Here is a 20035-nt window from a genome sequence, read left to right on the forward strand (position 1 = left end):
TGCAATGGAATTAAAACCAAATTGATGTAACAACATACAGTCTAAAAAATTCTCCTGGGTTTTTATTTTTAGAACTCTTAGGATGTAAAATAGTAAGTTTTGTTAGATTTAATAAATTTATAAGCGAAAAGAGGATTTTTTTTGTCACTATTAATATAGAAGTACCCAATAAATAAACTTATAATTCAGTTAGTTGGAAGCGTTTACAAATTAGGAGGGTAATAATGAACATTATTATAGCGCCGGACTCCTTTAAGGGGAGCCTAAGTGCCGTTGAAGTATCAAATTACATAGAAATGGGAATAAAACAGGCTTTTAGAGATGTTAAAACTATAAAGCTTCCAGTAGGAGATGGTGGAGAAGGTACGATGGATACTTTGGTTGCGGCGACTGGAGGTACAAAAAAAAGCTTATCAGTGACAGGACCATTAGGAAATCAGGTGAATGCATCTTACGGAGTGTTAGGTGATGGAATAACATGTGTAATTGAAATGGCAACTGCTTCTGGATTACACCTAGTCCCAAATGGCCAATTATCTCCATTAACTACAACAACTTATGGAACAGGAGAACTTATAAAGCATGCATTAGATGAAGGGTATAAGTCATTCGTTATTGGATTGGGTGGTTCCGCAACAAATGATGGCGGGGCTGGCATGTTACAAGCATTAGGAATGAAGCTACAAAATCAAAAGGGAGAGGAAATAAAATTTGGAGGGGGTGAATTAAATAATATTCACTATATTAATTTATCCCATTTCGATCAAAGAATTAAAGAATGTAAGTTTTTAATAGCTTCAGATGTCCAAAACCCATTAATTGGTCCTACTGGGGCTTCCCACGTTTTCGGACCTCAAAAAGGGGCGACAAAAGAAGAGGTCATAATTTTAGATGAAAATCTAATGCACTGGGCAAATATGATTGAGGAAACAACAAGTATTACACTTCATGAAAAAGCAGGTGCAGGTGCCGCAGGTGGAATTGGTGGAGCATTTCAAGCATTTTTCCCTGTTGAATTTCAAAGAGGTGTAGATGTCGTCTTAGATTTTATTAAATTAAATGAGTATTTAAATGATGCACATTTAGTGATTACTGGTGAAGGAAAAGTTGATAGCCAAACAGTGTATGGAAAAACACCACTTGGAGTAGCGCAAAGGGCAAAATCAAAAAATGTACCGACAATTATAATAGCCGGATCCATAGGTAAAGGATTTGAAAGTTTATATGAGCATGGGGTTGTCAGTGTAAATAGCATCATTAATTGTCCAATGAACTTAGAAGAGGCCATGTTACATGCAGGGGAGTTATTGGTTTCAACAACTGAGCAAGTCGTTAGGACATTTTTTTACAACGAAATAAAAAATTAATAGGGGGTTTTTATATTGAATATCAAGGATACGATTGAAAAAGTACCTGGTGGGATGATGGTGATACCACTATTATTAGGGGCTACATTAAATACAATTGATCAATTGCATATTCCGTTTGTAATGAATATTTTAAAAGCTTTAGGTACTGCTCCGACAAGTGACGGCTATTATGAATTTTTAAGAATTGGCGGATTTTCACAATATTTATTTAAAGATAGCGCATTAGTTCTGATCGCCTTATTCTTATTCATCGTAGGGAGTCAAATGAATTTAAAAGTTGGAGGAAGATCCTTAAAAAAAGGCGTCCTTTTAACCGGAACTAAATATTTTGGTGGGCTTGGAGTAGGGATGCTGTTTGGGATGATGTTTGACCCATGGACTGGTATTCTTGGGCTTTCAACGCTAGCTATTATTGCAGGTATGACAAATAGTAATAGTGGTATGTACGCAGCTTTAACTGGACAATATGGTAACCGCTCTGATGTAGGGGGTTTATCTATTCTAGCAATTAACGATGGTCCATTTCTAACTTTAGTTTCGCTAGGTATGTTAGGAACAGCATTCCCGGTAATTTCGTTTGTTGCGGTATTATTACCAATTGGTATCGGTATGCTGTTAGGAAATTTAGATCCAAAAATGCGTGATTTTTTAAAACCAGGAGAATCTATTTTAATACCCTTCTTTGCTTTTTCATTAGGAGCTGGTATGAACTTATCAAATTTCTTTAATCCGGAAGTGCTTGCAGGCGGTTTAGTTTTAGCATTTTTAACATTCGGTGTTACTTCAGTAACAGGTGCCTTAGTATTTAAACTTTTCAAAGAAAAAAGTTATATTGCACCGTTTGCAGAAGCTTCAACAGCAGGTAATGCAGCAGCAACTCCAGCAGCCATTTTAGCTGCAGCCGCTGTCGCAGTTTCTTCAGGCGCGATGAGTGCAGCTGAATATGCAAAAATTGAAGCGATAGTACCTATTGCAACTGCACAGATTTCGATTTCAACTATTACTACATCCATTCTGTGTCCATTAGCAGTAATTTTAGTAGATAGGTATCAAAGAAAGAGAGGTATTATTGGTACGGATGAGTACCCTGGCTTAGATAAAAGTGTAACAAAATAAAGCTATTAGGCTGTATCATCCAATATGCTACAGCCATTTGCTATTTTACTCATAATTTATTTTGCTGAAATGTAAATTGATTTAGCCAAATAATAAATTTGATTGTAATAATATCGTTAATATTACGAGGATTAAGGAGAGATTCTTTCTGAATTTTATTTAATCGATATTTTAATGTATTGGGATGAATGAATAATGCTTTAGCTGCAATAGTAACATTTAAATTTGAGTTTATAAAAGTAGAGAGCAATTCTTCATTATCAAGGATAAATTGATAATTTGGATTATGTAAAAATTTTTTTGCAGCATTCAATGGAATTTGTGCAAGCATCCCTTCTAGTAGATGATTTTGATAATTAATAATGTTGCTTTCTATATTTAAATTTAAAAGTAATTCACATTCCTCATAAGCAAATTTTAAATTTGTAATATTATCTATAGGGGCCGTATAAACAATTTTAATGTTTTTACTAAGATTGATAAAATTTTTGAAATCGTTGATTACTGTTTCCATTGGTTGTTTGAAAAGATCGAACACTAATAAATAGCGACTAATGGACATTTTTTTATGTAATGTGGCCCGAGTAACTAAATCATTCATGAAAATAAAATATTCCTTTGTATTTGTTTCAAAATGATTATTAGTTTCCATAACCGAAATTAAATATTTGTTCTCTACAGATATATCCAAATTAAAAAGAAGGCGTTTTAAATTTACGATATTTATGGAAGGTTGCAGTAGCTCTTCAATAATTAAGGATTGTTGAATATTTTTAAATTCATTTGCAGAAGTTATATGTGCTTGCTTTAATAATAATTCAGCAAGCATTTTTACTATATTGGAAATTTCTTCAATTTCATTAGGGTTGCCAGTGATTCCAATTGCACCAACAATTTCGTTATTAAATTCAATTGGAATATTAATGCCTTCCTGTGTTCCTTGGTATTTTTGAGTATCCTCTTTAAAAATTTTAATAACTTTTTTCTTTTTAAGGACCATTAAAGCACCTTCATGAAATTGAGAAATTCTAGAAGGATTTTTAGAAGCGATTATAATTCCTTCCAAATCCATTATATTAACGTTTAATGAAAGTACTTTTGAAGTTTCATTAACGATAGCTTCAGCTAAAACCTTTGTTAACATATTTGCACCTCAATAAATTAGTCAGACTATTAATTTCTGTTAAATTTTATTTTAATTGGTATATTAGTAAAGTATAATAGTAAGATTCTAAAAATACAAAATATTATGTTTTTATAAAAAATTGGAGGATGTATTAATGGAAAAAATAAAGGATATAGAATTTATAATTCAGCAATCACTAGAAAAAAATGAACCCGTTATTATAGCGATAGATGGTCCAGCAACAAGCGGAAAAACCACGTTGGCTCAAAAATTAAAAGAAAAATTCAATATAGTTATGATACCGATGGATCATTTCTTCCTGCCAATGAATATGAAAACGCCAGAAAGGTTAGCTGAAATAGGCGGAAATGTGGATTATAAACGAGTGGAAGAAGAGATTTGCATTCCTTTTAAAAATCGTGAATTTTCCCATTACAGAGCGTTTAATTGTCAAACAAAAACCTATGAAGAAAAAGAAGGACAGCAAAGTACAGTTTTGCTATTAGAAGGTGTATATGCGTTACATCCAACACTACAAAAATATATAGATTATGCGTTAATTTTAGAAATTACAAAGTCAGAACAAATGACTAGACTTAAAAAGAGAAATACACCTCAAATAGTAGAAAAATATATTCAAGAATGGATTCCTTTGGAGGACAGATATTTTGAATATTTAAACCAAATGGGAGAGTGAAATAATTGAAGGTACGTTATTTAGTATATACATCATTGTTTATTGCGATAGCCATCGTTTTGGCACAAATTGTTAAGGTTATACCAATCGGTACTCCAGGAGCTGTTTTATTACCGATGCATATTCCGATTTTACTATGTGGTTTTATATGTGGTAAAAAATATGGTTTACTAGCAGGAATGCTTACTCCATTTGTTGCCTTTTTAATTTCGGGCATGCCAATTATTTTCCCTGTAGGTCTTAGTATGATGTTTGAATTGGCTACTTATGGTTTTGTAGCTGGTTACACATATAAAAACTTGAAGTTAAACCCATATGTTAGTCTTTTAGTTTCGATGCTAATAGGAAGAATAGTATACGGAGTTGCAGCCGCTATTTTATATGGATTCTCAAATTTCGATTTTGGTTTCCAAATGTTTATTCAAGCCGCATTTATAATAGCTTTACCAGGAATTCTAATTCAATTATTAATCATTATTCCACTTGTAAAAGCAATTGAAAAATTTCAAACACAAAACCAGCTTCCACAAGTGAATGCATAGAGGGGGAAATACAATGGAAGTGTCTTTATTGTATGGAAAAGGAGAATTAAAAATTAATGTACCTGACCATTCTGTCGTTTTAGAACCAAAAAGCATTAACGGTATGGATGATGAGATGGGGGCATTGAACGAAGCGTTATTAAACCCTATTGGTACTTCACCGATTCATGAAATCGTAAAAGAAACAGACAAAGTTGCAATTGTTATAAGTGATATTACACGTCCTACACCAAATGAAAAAATCGTTCCTGCGATTATTAATGCGCTACCCCATGTCCCAAAAGAGAATTTTGTTATTATAAATGGTACGGGGACACATCGTGATCAAACGGAAGAAGAATTTATTCAAATGTTGGGTGAAGATATTGTCAAAAATATTCGGATTATCAATAATAGTTGTCATGATAAATCTACTCAAACAAAAGTTGGAACAAGCAGATTTGGCTGTGATGTTTGGCTGAATTCTGAATATGTAGAAGCAGATTTTCGAATTGTAACAGGATTTATAGAGCCACACTTTTTTGCTGGATTTTCTGGAGGACCAAAAGGAATAATGCCTGGTATTGCCGGTATTGAAACAATTATGACATTTCATAATGCAAAAATGATTGGACATCCTTTAGCTACATGGGGAAATATGATTGATAATCCATTGCAAGATATGACACGTGAAATTAATGGTATGTGTAAACCCCATTTTATGTTAAATGTTACATTAAATCGCGAAAAGAAAATTACAAATGTATTTGCAGGAGAATTAATTGAAGCTCATGATTTAGGCTGTGCATATGTAAAAGAACATACGATGGTGAAATGCGAAGATCGATTTGATGTAGTTATTACATCGAATTCTGGTTATCCATTAGACCAAAATTTATATCAAGCGGTTAAAGGTATGAGTGCCGCACAAAAAATTGTAAAAGAAGGTGGTACGATTATTTGTGCTGCAGAGTGTATAGATGGTTTACCTAACCACGGAAATTATGCAGAAATATTGCAAATGAGAAAAACCCCACAAGAACTGCTTGACATGATTAATGATGAAAATTTTAAAAAGTTTGATCAATGGCAAGTTCAAAAACAAGCTGTAATCCAAGTATGGGCGGATGTTCATTTATATTCAACATTAACACGAGAGCAAGTTGAGAATAGTATGTTAAATTATGTAGAAGATATTGAAGTATTACTGGAGCAATTGAAGGAGAAATATGGTCCAAACTATTCTATTGCAATATTACCAATTGGTCCATTGACTATTCCTTATGTAGAAGAGTAGGGGAACTATTTCTAATTCCAGATAGACAATAAAGCGTCGCAAAACAAAATTTGCGACGCTTTTTATTTTGATTATTTTTGATGTAAATTCAATACCTTTTAAGAATATAGAAAGAATTAATCGTTAAATGTAACATTATAAAATTTTTCAGTATTTAACCAGCTGTCCGATAAAACTTCACCTTCATCGATACGTTTTTCTGTTTCTTGCAACATCCAGCCCGTTTGGGAAATATGGGCTTTTAACGCCTTTAATTTGTCTTCTTTGACAGAGCTAATATCTATTGTTACATCGGGCTCTCCATTTTTCTCGACTGTATCGTTGGCAAAAGCGCATGCTAAAATACGAGGACGATATTGCTTATCAATTCGACGAACGGCCTCTACTACTGCACGACCAGTTGCTTCATGATCAGGGTGCACTGCAAAACCAGGTAAAAATGTGAAAATTAAAGAAGGATTAAGTTCCACAATTAAATCGGTTACGAGTTTGATCATCTTTTCATCATCTTCAAATTCCACCGTTTTATCACGTAAACCCATCATACGTAAATCTTCTATACCCATTGCTTCACAAGCAGCAATCAGTTCTTTTCTACGTATTTCCGGTAATGATTCACGAGTGGCGAACGGAGGGTTTCCTAGATTCCGGCCCATTTCCCCTAATGTTAAACAAGCATATGTAACAGGAACTCCCATATTGTGATATAAGCGTAATGTACCTGCAACCGAAAAGGCTTCATCATCTGGGTGAGGGTAAACGACCAAAACATGGCGTTCTTCTTGTAATGTCATGTAAGCAACCTCCTTAATAAGCAAATGGCGATTCGCTAATTTCCAACGCAATCGCTAGCTTTCCTGTATTATCAATTCCAGCCATTAATAAGCGACCTTGATCGTCTAATTCAAAATGTGTAATTCCTTGTGCATATACCCAACCATGTGGCATTTTCAAGCCAACACGGTGCGGGGCATCTCCTACAACTTTCCCTAATTCATAACGTAATTGTACATTGCGGATAAACGCCCCTGCATTGAAAAAGTTTTCATTATAGTGTGTTGCATAAGAGCCATTCGTAGTTTCTAGATGAATAAAAACGTCTTTGTTCGCAAAAGAATTAAGTAATTCCTGGAGCTCGTTAGTATTTACTTCCTTCATCACTCTTATTAACTCCTTTCGAATCTATCTGTTAATAGTATAGTCAAATTTTGTGGAGTATGAAAAGAAAAAGTCACACAAGAAGCGAATTCCTGTGCGACTTAGTATATTTTATGCATTAATGTAGTTAGGGATCGTTGTGACCGTTACTTTCGGTGCGCCAAATCGGGGTTTAGCACCATGCATAACTGGACCGACATGGTCGTTTAAAGCCCAGCCATGTTTAATTGCAGCCGAAACGAATTCCTTCGCTTCTATTACGGATTCTTCAACAGAAAGACCATTTGCTAAATTGGCACAAATACTAGCTGCAAATGTACAGCCTGCCCCATGATTATAAGTTGAAGTGACTTTTTCGGATTCAAGTAATTTGAATTCCTGTCCATTATAAAATAAATCAACCGCTTTATCATGTACTAATGCTTTTCCGCCTTTAATGACAACATTTTTTGCCCCAAGCTCATGTATTTTTACTGCGGCAGCCTGCATTTCCTCAATTGATTTTGGTGTACCTGTTCCAGCCAGTTGACCTGCTTCAAAAAGGTTAGGTGTAACAACTGTAGCATGAGGTAATAGATAATTAACCATAGCTGTTGTATTGCCAGGATTTAATACTTCGTCATCGCCTTTACATACCATTACTGGATCGATAACTACTTTATCCGTTCTTGAAGATTGAATGGCCTGTGATGCCATTTGTATAATCTCTTCTGTAGAAAGCATTCCTGTTTTAATTGCATCTACTCCTGTAGAAAGGGCTGTATCGATTTGTTTTTGCAAAAGGTCTGTCGGCAATGGTGTCACAGTATGGCTCCAAGTTATAGGATCCATTGTTACGACTACTGTTAATGCGACCATTCCGTAAGTACCATGTTCCTGGAAAGCTTTTAAATCTGCCTGCATCCCTGCACCTGCGGAAGTGTCAGAACCTGCAATTGTTAAAGTTTTTTTTAGTGTCATAAAACATATCTCCTTAAAGTGAATATTCGAATAATAATAATGCTTAGTATAGCGCTTATCTGACTATATAAAAATAGCCAGAAAAAGAAAAAACTTTAAGGTCAGAAGAAATTACTTGAACTTCTCTATAAATTTCAATACCGTTTGAGGTGAGGTGAAACTATGATTGAACAATTAACTAATAGTTGGAAGGAAATTTTGGCAGCACAAGTGCAGCAGTCTTATTATAAAAACCTGCAAAGTTTTTTATCCACGCAGTATGAGTTGGAAACTGTTTATCCAAAAAAAGAACATATTTTAAATGCCTTTATGCTGACAGATTATGATTCGGTTAAAGTAGTCATTTTAGGACAAGATCCATATCATGGTCCCAATCAGGCGCATGGACTTAGTTTTTCGGTCGAACAAGGTCAAAAATTGCCACCAAGCTTAAGAAATATGATGAAAGAGTTACAGCAGGACATGGGCTGCGAAATACCTGAGCATGGAGACTTAACATCTTGGGCAAAACAAGGTGTTTTATTGCTGAATACTGTATTAACTGTCCAGGCAGGAAAAGCGAATTCTCATAAAGGACAAGGATGGGAACAGTTTACTAATGCAGTTATAGAAAAACTTGCAGAGCGCGTTCAACCAATCGTCTTTTTATTATGGGGAAAGCCAGCGCAAAGTAAACGGATTTTAATTGAACGAATTTCCGATAAGCATATTATTCTCCAGGCACCTCACCCAAGCCCATTAAGTGCCCATCGTGGATTTTTTGGAAGCAGACCCTACTCAAAAACAAATGAAGCACTTCAGTCGATAGGTGAAAAGCCCATAAATTGGTGTTTAGATGAGAATGGTTCTAAACAATCTAAACTTTTACTGTGAAGCATGGTAAAGTAATGATAGAAAGAGAGGGAGCGGCAAATGAAAGTTGATTGCTTTAAATGTCATTTTTTCCGTGTGACATGGGATCAAAATAATCCGCGCGGGTGTACGGCTTATGGTTTTAAAACGAAGCAGCTACCATCTCTCGTTGTAAAACAGTCATCGGGAATGGATTGCTTAAAGTTTGTGCCGAAAAATAGAGGAGGGGACAATGGGAGATGATCACGTATGAAACAATCATCAAACAAATTGAAAAGTTGACCGCAGAAGCTACTCATGCGACAACGGAGCAACGGGCTCGTGAAAAGCTCACGGCTATTCGTGCATTGTGTGATGTCGTATTGGACGAAAAAATAAACTCTACAAAGCTCCCGGCTACAAATCTTGTTAGTACGACTGTTTCCTCACCTGTATATACACAGCCTGTTGCAATTCCGTCGCAAAAGCTCGAGGAAGAGGATGCAAATGGGGATTCACTTTTTGATTTTTAATTGTTATTACTAAATAGGGAATCGTTGAATATATAAAAGAAAGAGGTAAGATAATGAAAGGTTCAATAATATCAGGAGCGATTCATGGCTTTTTAGCAGTTGCATTAGGCGCATTCGCAGCACATGCACTGGAAGATATGCTAGATGACTACAGTACAGGAATATGGGATACAGCCATACAATATCAAATGTTCCATGCAACAGCACTCATATTAGTCGGTATATTAATGTCAAAGGCTATTTTAGGTGAAGTAAAGCAATTGAAAATAGCAATGATTTGTTTTAATGCAGGAATCGTCATTTTTGCAGGAAGTCTAATGCTATTAGCTTTAACAGGAATCGGCATATTGGGAGCTATTACTCCTATCGGTGGTGTCCTATTTTTAATTGGTTGGATAATGGTTATAATATCAGTAGTAAAAAAGTCATAGGTAAATAGAAAGCATATACTCCTAAAAATGGTAGTATATGCTTTTTTTATTATTTTACTAGGAAAAATAAATCTTTTATCTAAATTGTTTGAATTTATTGTATAGTTATAAAGTAGGTTAGTAAAGGGGTAAGGAAAATGAACCAATTATTATTAAAGCTGGAAGATCATTTTGAAGAAATGGTGATTATACGTCGCTATTTACATGAGCATCCTGAAGTATCGCATGAGGAAGTACATACACCCGCATATATTGCAAATTTTCATCGTGAGCTTGGATTAGAAGTGCGCGAGTATGTAGGGGGACGTGGAGTTGTAGCCACACTAAGAGGTACCAAGCCAGGAAAAACGGTTGCTTTACGTGCGGATTTTGATGCATTGGCTATTCAGGAATTAAATGATGTGCCTTATAAATCTAAAAACGATGGTGTAATGCATGCGTGTGGTCACGACGGTCATACGGCAACATTACTCGTTTTAGCAAAAGTATTGGTCGGTATGCAGGATCAATTGTCCGGTAATATTGTTTTTATTCATCAGCATGCAGAGGAGTTAGCTCCTGGTGGTGCATTGGCCATGATTGAAGATGGCTGCCTAGACGGTGTGGACGTTATTTTTGGGACACATTTATGGGCACCAACCCCATTAGGAGAAGTGCTTGTAAAAGATGGGGCAATTATGGCAGCAGCAGACCGATTTGAAATTGTAATTCAAGGTAAGGGCGGACATGGCGCAGAGCCACAGCATTCGGTGGATGCAATAGTCGTAGGAGCCCACTTTGTTACGCAAGTACAGACGATTATTTCCCGCCGGATCGCACCGCTGCAATCGGGGGTTGTGACAATTGGTCAGTTTGAAGCAATCAATCCGTTTAATGTCATCGCCGATACAGTGAAAATACAAGGGACAGTACGTGCTCTAGATGAACAGGTCCGCAGGCAAATAAAAGAAGAAATCGAATTATTGTTAAAAGCAACTTGTTTAGGAATGCACGCTACGTATAGTTATGAATATTTTGATGGATATCCACCTGTTGTTAACCATGAAGAACAAACAAAGTTTATAGCAAAAGTAGCAGAGCAAACAAGTGGAGTAGAAAAGGTGACGGAGTGTCCTCCGTTTATGATTGGTGAGGATTATGGCTATTATATGCAGCATATTCCAGGCACATTTTTCTTTACTGGAGCCAAAGATCCACAGTGGGAAACGGTTTACCCACATCATCATGCCAAATTTAATTTTGATGAAAGAGCCATGCTGATTGCCGCAAAAGTTTTAGGACAGGCTGCATTGGACTTTCTAGAGAATGATTGACAGAAGGAAGGGATATCAAAATGAGTGTTGGGAAAAAGTTAAATTCTGCTTTCATTTTAATGATTGTTTTAATTACGATTACTGTAGTTCTTAACTTTATTAGTTTAAATAAAATTCAGGGCGATATGGATGAAGCACTAAACCATCGTGTTGAACAAATCCGTTCGGTCGATCAAATCCGCCTGAATATAGGAATGCAAGGGATGTATGCACGTGCCATCGTGTTGGACGGCAAAGAGGAATCTTTCGATAACTTTAAGCAGTACAATGAATTATTGGACACGGAAATTGATTATTTGGAATCATTGGTTGTAAGTAATACAATGCAGGAATATATGGAGCAAGTAAAGAAGTTCCGAGATGATTTTAACAATGGTTACCTAGATATGGTCGATGCATATAATCGCGGAGACCAAATACTGGCAAATGGATTTATTAATACGAAGCTTCATGTGGCAAGTAACGGCATGTTTGATGTGACAAATCAGATTGTTTCATATCAGGAGCAGCAGCTTGAAGTGATTAGTACAAAAGCCGCCAATTCAATTTCCTTTTCTCAAACGGTTGCAAGTATTGCCTTGGCAATTAGTATATTTATAGCTGTACTTGTGATGTTATTTATTCGTAAAACAATTACATCACCGTTAAAGAACATAGTAAAAGAAGCGAATATTATTGCATCAGGAGACTTATCACAGCAGGATTTTGTTGTGAAAACAACTGACGAAATCGGTCAGCTAAGTAAATCCTTCAATTTGATGAAAAGCAATTTAGCGAACCTTATTAAAAATATGCAAATGAATTCAGAGCAAGTAAGTGCTGCTGCGCAAGAACTTTCAGCGAGTACAGAAGAAATTACGGCAACAACAGAAGATGTGACGACACGTGTTAGTCATACCGCAGAAAGATCTCAAATCTCTGCACATGCTTCGAACGAAAGTGCTCGTGCAATGGAAGAGACAGCAGCCGGAGTACAGCGAATTGCAGAAGCGACTCAAAAATTACATGGCAATTCTGTTGATGCGACACAAACAGCGAGAAATGGTGGTCAAATTATTCATGATGCACAACAGCAAATGAAAATTATTAGTTCCTCTACAAATTCAGTTAATGATTTAGTGCAAAAGCTTGCCCAACAAACAGAGGAAATCAATAATATCTCGCAAATTATTACGGCAATTACAGATCAAACGAATCTGCTTGCATTAAATGCTGCCATTGAAGCAGCACGGGCAGGGGAGCACGGAAAAGGATTTGCAGTTGTAGCGGATGAAGTACGTAAGCTGGCGGAGCAATCGAAAAACTCAGCCAATTCAATCGTCAACTTAACACTTGAAATTAAAGCAGATACAGAAAATGTCGAGCGTGCTGTATCGGATTCTTTAATATCTGTAAACGACGGAGTGAATATCATTACAAATGCAGGACAATCATTTACATCGATTGTGGATGCAGTAACCGAAATGTCTATGCAAATAGAAGAAATTTCAGCTACATCGGAACAGCTTTCGGCAAGTGCAGAACAAGTAACTGCTTCGGTAAATGAAATTGCCAATGGCTCAAACGAATCGAGTAGCCACCTCGAAATGATAGCAGCAGCCGTGGAAGAACAAACGGCAACGATGCAGCAAGTCAATGCAGTGGCAGCTACATTAAGTGACAATGCCCAAAACCTACAACAGGAAATACAGCAATTTAAAGTGTAAATATAAAAAGCAAGGTGCTTTGTGAAGGCACCTTGCTTTTTCATGCACCTTAAAAGACTTACCGCCTATTAAGGTGTTTGTGTAAAGTAGCTTAATTCCTCATCAAATTCAGCATAATCAAAGTAAATCATCGGGAACAAGAAGCGATGGTTATTCTTTAAATCACGTAAAATAACATGGTCGCGTCCTGCTGCTTCGACAACACCGCGAACAGCACGCGTATTGCTGCCAGCTACCGCATTATCAAATGAAAAATAAAACGTACCTGGTTTCCCACGATTTAACCGTAGAATATTTTCAATATAGGATTCCTCTCGTGGAAAGCCTACCCCTTGCATAGTCGAAGGCATTGTAACCGCCGAAGGGTTCATTTGTTGCATTGGAGACGTCCAGTAATAAGTCAATTTTGCATCCTTTCATTAAATAAATTTAGTTTACCGCTAGACAAGTTGCAGTTGCCGATACTCATCACACTCAGATTCAATATGTGACTACTACGCTATTGTCCATACTACTAGGCAGGTCAACTGAATAACCTTTTGTAGCGTCTTAATCGAACAGGAAGATTATCTTTTGTTTGAACTATAGGCGTTCTAAGTAACCTCCTTTTTCGTTTTAGTATATGCATAAAAAAAAAGTTGAACACCGATACAGTGTTATTTTTTGAATACCTAACATACTATAGAGTAATTTATTTGGGGAGATGTAATAAATTTTAATGAAATGGGTAATATAAATTACATAAATAGAAGATTGTTGCCCATTGTTAATGAAAATCGCGGGAGTGGAACCTCATGAAAATAGGTATATGGTTAGGGATAATAATTAGTGCATTTTTGTCCTATGCAGTTGCGATATTCTATGAACAACCGATTCATTGGTATTTACTAATCCTTCTCATCGTAACGGGTTTGTTCATTAATACCATTATTATTATTTTAAAATTACAGGATGATCATACTGAAGGTGAGTCGAACTAATCGACTCATCTCAGACTGTAGACAAACTCGAAGAAATTCGAGATTGCCTACAGTCTTTTTTATTAAAATAAAGTTAACTAATGAAAACCGTTGATTTCCGTTCCGGGACCGATGCTTTCCCCGGGCACGGCTCCAGCTAACTAAATTGTGCCAAGGGCGGCAGGCACAATTTAGTGGATCTTCCGCGCGTGCGATTCCCGGTGGAGTCACGGTCCCTCCACTCCAATCAACTTATTCATCGCTTTAAATAAAGTGAGATACGATATCTACGATGACTAGTAATCAATTCAAATCAATGAACATGAACAACTATTCCTGCAAGCATCTAGTAAAAATTTATAATAAAAAGACAAAAGGTCTCTCGAGACTTTTGTCGACGATCTGAGGTGAGTCGAACTAATCGAATCATCTTTTTTCCGTTTCATGGGGATGGTGGCGAATATGCATTATAAAATGTCGATTATGTATAGGGGAGTGGTGAATAAGTGGGGACGATTGATGATAGATAAGAGAAAAGTGTTTAATAAAAATTTTCTCGTTAACTTGAGGTCATAAATAAACCCGTTCAGCAACTCGAATGAATGGATAAACCAAATATCAAGAGGTTGAACGGGTATATGAGTATTAAATCGCTAATAATTTTTCCAGTTTTTCATTGTCTAATAAGTTACCTACAAGGAACTCACCAAACTCGCCATAGCGGGCTGATACTTCATCAAAGCGCATTTCGTAAACGATTTTTTTGAATTGAAGCATATCATCAGAGAATAATGTAACGCCCCACTCATGATCGTCCAATCCAACTGAACCAGTGATGATTTGTTTGATTTTACCTGCATAGCTGCGTCCGATTAGACCGTGGTCATACATCAGTTTTTTACGATCTTCCATTGAAAGCATGTACCAGTTGTCATTGCCATCGCGCTTTTTATCCATTGGATAGAAGCAAACATATTTTGATTTTGGCAATTCAGGATATAAACGCGCACGTACATGTGGGTTTTGGTATGGATCTTCATCCGACTTACCAGCTAGGTAGTTTGATAATTCTACAATCGAAACGTAAGAATAGGTTGGAATAGTGAAATCTGCAATTGCCAATTTAGCAAATTTTGTTTCGATTTCTCCTAGCTCTTCCGGTGTTTCGCGTAATGTCATCATCATGAAATCTGCTTTTTGACCAATAATAGAGTAGAAAGCATTCGAACCTGTATCTTTATTTAAGTCTTCTAAAAATGCGATAAATTCTTTCGTAGCGGCTTCGCGTTCTTCAGCTGAAACTAATTTCCATGATGCCCAATCAATCGAACGGAAATCATGTAATGCATACCAGCCATCTAAAGTAATTGCTGCTTCATTCATGTGCTTAAACACTCCTTGTAAATGAAAATGATTCACAGTTAGTGTAGCATAAATCAATAAAAAAAAATCATTTCAACCCTGCATAATCGATATTTTCACCAATTTGACATCACTTTGAATTGAGGTATGCTAAAGTGAAGAGAAATTAAGCTAGGAGTATATGTATGAACGAAATTTTAAAACAAACGAAGTGGCGATTCATTGATCAATCGATTAGTGCAAACAAACGCTCACCTTTAGAGTCATTTGCGATGGATGACACACTTTGCCATCTTGTTGGACAGCACATGTCAGATGCCACAATTCGTACATGGGTGCATGATGATTCAGTAGTGTTAGGCATTCAGGATCACCGATTACCGCATATAGAAGAAGGCATGCAAACATTAATTTTTCACGGTCATGAACCGATTGTCCGGAATTCAGGAGGGTTAGCTGTTGTACTGGACGGGGGAGTGCTGAACATTTCCATTGTCATAGGGGAAGACAAACCTCTTAGTATTAACAATGCCTTTGAAATGATGGTTGAATTGATTCGAAAGCTTTTTCCGGAAGTCGCAACTAAAATAGAAGCATATGAAATTGTTGGCTCGTATTGTCCAGGTTCATATGATTTAAGTATCGATGGTAAAAAGTTTGCCGGAATATCACAGCGCCGTATGAAAAATGGAATTGCTGTACAAATCTACTTATGTGTAGAGGGTAGCGGAAGTGAGCGAGCAGAGCTGATTAAGCAATTTTACGGGGCAGGTCTAAAAGGTGAGGAAACGAAATTTCAATATCCGGACATTAAACCGGACGTTATGGCCTCATTACAGCAACTGACAGGACAAGACATCACTGTGTCCCAAGTGAATGAGCGCCTCCGAAAATTATTAGCTCAATGGAATGGACAGTTAAATGAAAAACCATTGCAGCAAAGTGAACTGAAACTATATGAATATTATTTACAACGCGTATTGAAACGCAATGAATCAATGTTAAATAAATAAAAAAAGGCGAGGTGCTAATATAGCGCTTCGCCTGAATCATTTAATGATGATTGTGAAATTAAGTTGCCGTTTCGCTCCATTTTGAATGTTGGTGCATTCGGCTCTGAATCTTCTAGTGCCACAAGTCTTCTAGCGCGATTCATAATAGATACAAATTGCTCGTAATCTTCTTTAATTGCTTTATTTTCTTTTTGAAGTGCAGCCAATTGTTGTTCAAGCTGATTCTTTTGTTCTGTTAACAGTGATGTTAATTTACGCCACTTCACTAAATCTTGCTCATTTGAGTTCGTATGTTGCAACTTTACTAAATATGCAATAACGATATCCAATGATAATGCCGATAGTGGAATGGAAGTCGGCTGATTTTCATTTGAAGGCATTAAGTATAAAGGCGTTGTTCTGCGCTTTGTTGCTGTATTCATCATACGCATACGCTCTTTTCGTTCCTTTTTCGCCTGTGCTAAATCTTCCTCGTAAATGCGTCGTACTACTGCATTCCAGCGGAAACCACACGCTGCAGCTGTTCGGTTCAGTAAATCACCAGCCTCTTCAAAAGCATTAAGCTGTGTGCTTCCTTCTTTAACATGGCGCAAAACAGCTTCTGCTAATAACTCATCATTCTCTTTTACCCACGCATCTTGTCTTGTTTTTGTCATTTAAAACTCCCCCTGATCTTTTGATAGTTTTGTTGTTGTAAATCTATCATGTCCAAAGAGGAAAACATTTATTCACTATATCGTAAATTGTTGATAGAATAATGAGAAATATATTCCTATCAGACCTTTGACGGAATTGCTAGTATATACTTGAATGGAATAAGCAATATGCGATACAATAAAGAATAGGTTAAAATAGCTAAGAGAAAGGTGTTGACACTATGGCAAACTTATTTCACGTTTGCGATGAATGTCAGGCCGTTAATTTAAAGACGTTAATTCCAAAATTAAAAGAAATTGATCCAGAAGCAACGATTGAAATTGGCTGTCATTCATACTGTGGTCCAGGCCGCAAAAAAACATTTACATTTGTAAATAATCGTCCGGTTGCCGCATTAACTGAAGAGGAGTTAATGGTAAAGGTACTCGACAAACTAAAAAAGTAACGACGTAAGGACCAGTCCTGAAATAATTTTCAGAATAGGTCCTTTTCGCGTTTATAAGGGTTTTGCAGATGAAAATAATTTATAAAGAATTTAAATAATTTAAGGCAATAATACCTTTGCCTAATGGATTCATTTCTTTTTCACTGAGAACTCACTTATAATAAGGAAAAGGGATAAGGAGGTCGGCTATGTTGACGACATACGCAAAAACAAAACTGCAAGAGGAAAAAGTTTTTAAAGACCCTGTCCATCGTTATATTCATGTTAGGGATCAAGTGATTTGGGATTTAATAAAAACAAGAGAATTTCAAAGACTGCGTCGTATTAAACAGCTAGGTACCACATATTTAGTATTCCACGGAGCGGAACATAGCCGTTTTAATCACTCACTAGGAGTGTACGAAATTGTACGCCGTATTGTAGATGACGTATTCAGAGGAAGAAAAGAATGGGACGAATCTGAGAGGTTACTTGTTTTATGTGCAGCGCTCTTGCATGATTTAGGGCACGGCCCGTTTTCCCATGCCTTTGAAAATGTATTTGAGACCGATCATGAATATTTTACGCGTCAAATTCTACTAGGGGAGACTGAAGTAAATGCAGTACTGCGCAGGGTTTCACAGGACTTCCCTGAGAAAGTCGCCCAAGTGATAGAAAAAACATATCCGAATGAATTGGTTGTCAGCTTAATTTCAAGTCAAATTGACGCCGACCGAATGGATTATTTACAGCGTGATGCTTATTATACAGGCGTTAGCTACGGTCATTTTGATATGGAACGTATTATGCGTGTTATGCGCCCCCGCGAAAATGGCGTAGTTATAAAAGAAAGTGGAATGCATGCAGTAGAGCATTATATTATGAGCCGTTACCAAATGTATTTGCAAATTTACTTCCACCCTGTATCACGGAGTGCGGAAGTTGTACTCAATAATATTTTAAAGCGGGTAAAAGTGTTATGTGCTAGTAATTATGTGTTTAAATATGAGCCAACGCCTTTTATTGCTTTTTTCAAAGGTGATGTCACGCTAGAAGATTATATTGCATTAGATGAAAGTATTATGCTCGCATACTTCCAATTTTGGATGAAGGAAGAGGACCTGATTTTACGTGATTTATGTAGAAGGTTCGTTAATCGGAAATTGTTCCAATATACAAATCTCAACCCATTCAAGCAACCTGAAGTTTATGCAGAGCTGCGCCGTCTATTTTTAGAGGCGGGTATGGACCCTGATTATTATTTAGTACATGATTCCACATCCGATTTACCATATGACTTTTATCGACCTGGAATTGAAGGGACAAAAAAGCCGATATACTTACTTATGCAAGACGGTGGGCAGTGTGAGCTATCAGAGGAAAGTCAAATAGTTGAAGCAATTGCCGGCCGTATAAAAGTGGATCATAAAGTTTATTACCCGGAAGAGTTATTCGATGACGAGAACATTCCGGAAACTTTACGTCAGGAAATACAGAAACTAATTGAGCATATATAAAAAAGGGGGTGAATCATTTACAGATTCATCCCTTTTGTACTGCAATGTTCATTGTGTACTGCGTAGTCAACTGAAATATAGGACAAATTAATTGTCGCTGTATCGCACGCCACCTTTTGCAAAGTGGTTTTTAGACATTTCTTCGATGATAATGGATACATTTTCTACTGGTGCGTCAACTGTTTTTGAAACAGCTTGTGTCACTTCTTCTACAAGCGCTCGCTTTTGTTCTTCTGTACGCCCCTCAACCATTTTAATTGTAACGATTGGCATATAGTCGCCTCCTAGTTAAGATATAGTGTATAGTATTTATATTAGCGTATTTGGAGGTATTTACAATGGCAAATGAAGAAAAATCTAAACCAAAAATGGGTTTTACGATTATTAAAAATGATCCAACCGATGGGCATAAAGGTTTTGGCATTGGCTCACTTTCTCTGGAAAATGTGTCGCCAGTCATTGTCGATGTCGCAGAAGGAACGGCGATTGTTGATATAGGTGCAATGCATGCAAAAAGTGAAGTAGAGCGTGGCATTAAATTTACAACGAACCGTGAAGACTCTGCAGGCGGGAAGAATTACTGGTTAGTATGGGTGACGATTGACCATAAGGAATCCGGTGCCTACTTTGCAGGCGTAACTGCATGTGAAATGGTTGTGAACCGTGAAAAGCGCCGCGGCTACAAAATATTGGCGGATCATGTAAATAGAATGGATAAATCTATGAAGCGCCATATCATCGTTGACCATATGGATGCACCATCGAAAAAAATATTGGCAGACTTCCTGAAAAGCCACAATGAAGAAATGTGGAACAATAGCGATGAAAAATTAGCAAATGATTTAGCGTAAAACTACTTATAGGGTAAATATAAGACACAAATAAATTTATAATCAGTCAATTATTTTTTGGGAAAATGAATTCATCCGGTGAACAATATGTGACATTTAAAGAACATACTAATCGGTGGTTGAAACTGCTTCCAAAAGAAAGTAAACTGATTTTAAAGCTTGCAAAGTAGTAGGCTAGGACACGTGGAAAATG

General features: G+C 36.6%; 24 protein-coding genes. 16 read left to right on the plus strand and 8 right to left on the minus strand.

All coding sequences use genetic code 11. From position 1 onward, the window contains the following. Window positions 1-224: 224 nt before the first annotated feature. Both MKY13_RS02370 and MKY13_RS02375 read left to right on the plus strand, forming a co-directional pair. A complete protein-coding gene (locus MKY13_RS02370; RefSeq protein WP_339215070.1) occupies window positions 225-1367 on the plus strand; it encodes a glycerate kinase in 1143 nt (380 codons plus the stop codon). A 15-nt stretch (window positions 1368-1382) separates the two neighbouring features. Next, window positions 1383-2486 carry a 2-keto-3-deoxygluconate permease gene (locus tag MKY13_RS02375; RefSeq protein WP_191700748.1) on the plus strand — a complete coding sequence of 368 codons (1104 nt, stop codon included), beginning with the start codon at window positions 1383-1385 and terminating at the stop codon, window positions 2484-2486. Window positions 2487-2535: 49 nt separating this feature from the next. Here MKY13_RS02375 and MKY13_RS02380 read toward each other — a convergent pair whose 3' ends face one another. After that, a complete protein-coding gene (locus MKY13_RS02380) occupies window positions 2536-3630 on the minus strand; it encodes a sugar diacid recognition domain-containing protein (protein ID WP_191700749.1) in 1095 nt (364 codons plus the stop codon). A 136-nt stretch (window positions 3631-3766) separates the two neighbouring features. On the opposite strand from MKY13_RS02380, the gene MKY13_RS02385 reads away from it, so the two are divergent. From MKY13_RS02385 to larA, 3 genes are read left to right on the plus strand one after another with little or no spacing between them, the layout of a single operon-like run. Next, window positions 3767-4309 (plus strand): hypothetical protein, encoded by a 543-nt coding sequence (locus MKY13_RS02385; RefSeq protein WP_339215073.1) that lies wholly within the window; start codon window positions 3767-3769, stop codon window positions 4307-4309. Window positions 4310-4314: 5 nt separating this feature from the next. Further along, window positions 4315-4851 (plus strand): ECF transporter S component, encoded by a 537-nt coding sequence (locus tag MKY13_RS02390; RefSeq protein ID WP_339215075.1) that lies wholly within the window; start codon window positions 4315-4317, stop codon window positions 4849-4851. A 13-nt stretch (window positions 4852-4864) separates the two neighbouring features. Continuing rightward, window positions 4865-6127, plus strand: coding sequence for a nickel-dependent lactate racemase (gene larA / locus MKY13_RS02395; RefSeq protein WP_339215077.1), 1263 nt, complete (start codon window positions 4865-4867; stop codon window positions 6125-6127). Window positions 6128-6243: 116 nt separating this feature from the next. Here larA and bshB2 read toward each other — a convergent pair whose 3' ends face one another. From bshB2 to thiD, 3 genes are all read right to left on the minus strand, one after another. After that, window positions 6244-6921 carry a bacillithiol biosynthesis deacetylase BshB2 gene (bshB2, locus tag MKY13_RS02400; protein WP_191700753.1) on the minus strand — a complete coding sequence of 226 codons (678 nt, stop codon included), beginning with the start codon at window positions 6919-6921 and terminating at the stop codon, window positions 6244-6246. Between the two features lie 13 nt (window positions 6922-6934). Next, window positions 6935-7285, minus strand: a complete 351-nt coding sequence (locus MKY13_RS02405; protein WP_191700754.1) for a YojF family protein — start codon at window positions 7283-7285, stop codon at window positions 6935-6937. A 111-nt stretch (window positions 7286-7396) separates the two neighbouring features. Beyond that, a complete protein-coding gene (thiD, locus tag MKY13_RS02410; RefSeq protein WP_339215079.1) occupies window positions 7397-8245 on the minus strand; it encodes a bifunctional hydroxymethylpyrimidine kinase/phosphomethylpyrimidine kinase in 849 nt (282 codons plus the stop codon). A 162-nt stretch (window positions 8246-8407) separates the two neighbouring features. Here thiD and MKY13_RS02415 point away from each other — a divergent pair, with 162 nt between their 5' ends. The 6 genes from MKY13_RS02415 (at window position 8408) to MKY13_RS02440 (ending at window position 13059) form a co-directional block, all read left to right on the plus strand. Then, on the plus strand, window positions 8408-9118 hold the full coding sequence (locus MKY13_RS02415) for a uracil-DNA glycosylase (protein WP_339215081.1): 711 nt from the start codon (window positions 8408-8410) through the stop codon (window positions 9116-9118). Window positions 9119-9157: 39 nt separating this feature from the next. After that, the gene (locus MKY13_RS02420) at window positions 9158-9340 is read left to right on the plus strand and encodes a uracil-DNA glycosylase (protein ID WP_225223709.1); all 183 of its coding nucleotides are present in this window, start codon (window positions 9158-9160) and stop codon (window positions 9338-9340) included. Further along, window positions 9337-9609, plus strand: a complete 273-nt coding sequence (locus tag MKY13_RS02425; protein WP_191700757.1) for a YwdI family protein — start codon at window positions 9337-9339, stop codon at window positions 9607-9609. The genes MKY13_RS02420 and MKY13_RS02425 overlap by 4 nt, the downstream gene beginning before the upstream one ends. A gap of 53 nt (window positions 9610-9662) precedes the next feature. Next, window positions 9663-10040, plus strand: a complete 378-nt coding sequence (locus tag MKY13_RS02430) for a DUF423 domain-containing protein (RefSeq protein ID WP_339215083.1) — start codon at window positions 9663-9665, stop codon at window positions 10038-10040. Between the two features lie 137 nt (window positions 10041-10177). Then, window positions 10178-11353: a M20 family metallopeptidase gene (locus MKY13_RS02435; RefSeq protein ID WP_191700759.1), complete on the plus strand. Its 1176-nt coding sequence runs from the start codon at window positions 10178-10180 to the stop codon at window positions 11351-11353. Window positions 11354-11373: 20 nt separating this feature from the next. Beyond that, a complete protein-coding gene (locus tag MKY13_RS02440; RefSeq protein ID WP_339215086.1) occupies window positions 11374-13059 on the plus strand; it encodes a methyl-accepting chemotaxis protein in 1686 nt (561 codons plus the stop codon). 68 nt (window positions 13060-13127) lie between these two features. On the opposite strand, the gene gerQ is transcribed toward MKY13_RS02440, so the two are convergent. After that, window positions 13128-13439: a spore coat protein GerQ gene (gene gerQ / locus MKY13_RS02445; RefSeq protein ID WP_191700760.1), complete on the minus strand. Its 312-nt coding sequence runs from the start codon at window positions 13437-13439 to the stop codon at window positions 13128-13130. Between the two features lie 414 nt (window positions 13440-13853). Between gerQ and MKY13_RS02450 the strand changes: the two genes are divergently transcribed. After that, complete coding sequence (locus MKY13_RS02450) at window positions 13854-14039, plus strand: hypothetical protein (RefSeq protein WP_191700761.1); 186 nt, start codon at window positions 13854-13856, stop codon at window positions 14037-14039. 624 nt (window positions 14040-14663) lie between these two features. Here the strand turns inward: MKY13_RS02450 and hemQ are convergent. Continuing rightward, window positions 14664-15401 (minus strand): hydrogen peroxide-dependent heme synthase, encoded by a 738-nt coding sequence (gene hemQ / locus MKY13_RS02455; RefSeq protein ID WP_191700762.1) that lies wholly within the window; start codon window positions 15399-15401, stop codon window positions 14664-14666. A gap of 164 nt (window positions 15402-15565) precedes the next feature. Here hemQ and MKY13_RS02460 point away from each other — a divergent pair, with 164 nt between their 5' ends. Beyond that, window positions 15566-16393: a biotin/lipoate A/B protein ligase family protein gene (locus tag MKY13_RS02460; protein WP_339215090.1), complete on the plus strand. Its 828-nt coding sequence runs from the start codon at window positions 15566-15568 to the stop codon at window positions 16391-16393. Window positions 16394-16407: 14 nt separating this feature from the next. On the opposite strand, the gene MKY13_RS02465 is transcribed toward MKY13_RS02460, so the two are convergent. Then, window positions 16408-17049: an RsfA family transcriptional regulator gene (locus MKY13_RS02465; RefSeq protein WP_191700764.1), complete on the minus strand. Its 642-nt coding sequence runs from the start codon at window positions 17047-17049 to the stop codon at window positions 16408-16410. Window positions 17050-17270: 221 nt separating this feature from the next. Between MKY13_RS02465 and MKY13_RS02470 the strand changes: the two genes are divergently transcribed. Both MKY13_RS02470 and MKY13_RS02475 read left to right on the plus strand, forming a co-directional pair. Next, window positions 17271-17495: a DUF1450 domain-containing protein gene (locus MKY13_RS02470; RefSeq protein ID WP_008404549.1), complete on the plus strand. Its 225-nt coding sequence runs from the start codon at window positions 17271-17273 to the stop codon at window positions 17493-17495. A 188-nt stretch (window positions 17496-17683) separates the two neighbouring features. Then, complete coding sequence (locus tag MKY13_RS02475; protein ID WP_339215091.1) at window positions 17684-18991, plus strand: HD domain-containing protein; 1308 nt, start codon at window positions 17684-17686, stop codon at window positions 18989-18991. Window positions 18992-19078: 87 nt separating this feature from the next. On the opposite strand, the gene MKY13_RS02480 is transcribed toward MKY13_RS02475, so the two are convergent. After that, the gene (locus MKY13_RS02480; protein WP_191700766.1) at window positions 19079-19264 is read right to left on the minus strand and encodes a 2-hydroxymuconate tautomerase; all 186 of its coding nucleotides are present in this window, start codon (window positions 19262-19264) and stop codon (window positions 19079-19081) included. A 65-nt stretch (window positions 19265-19329) separates the two neighbouring features. Between MKY13_RS02480 and MKY13_RS02485 the strand changes: the two genes are divergently transcribed. After that, window positions 19330-19842, plus strand: coding sequence for a YwhD family protein (locus MKY13_RS02485; protein ID WP_191700767.1), 513 nt, complete (start codon window positions 19330-19332; stop codon window positions 19840-19842). Window positions 19843-20035: the final 193 nt, after the last annotated feature.

The organism is Solibacillus sp. FSL W8-0372, from assembly GCF_037969735.1.
GTDB lineage: Bacteria > Bacillota > Bacilli > Bacillales_A > Planococcaceae > Solibacillus > Solibacillus faecavium.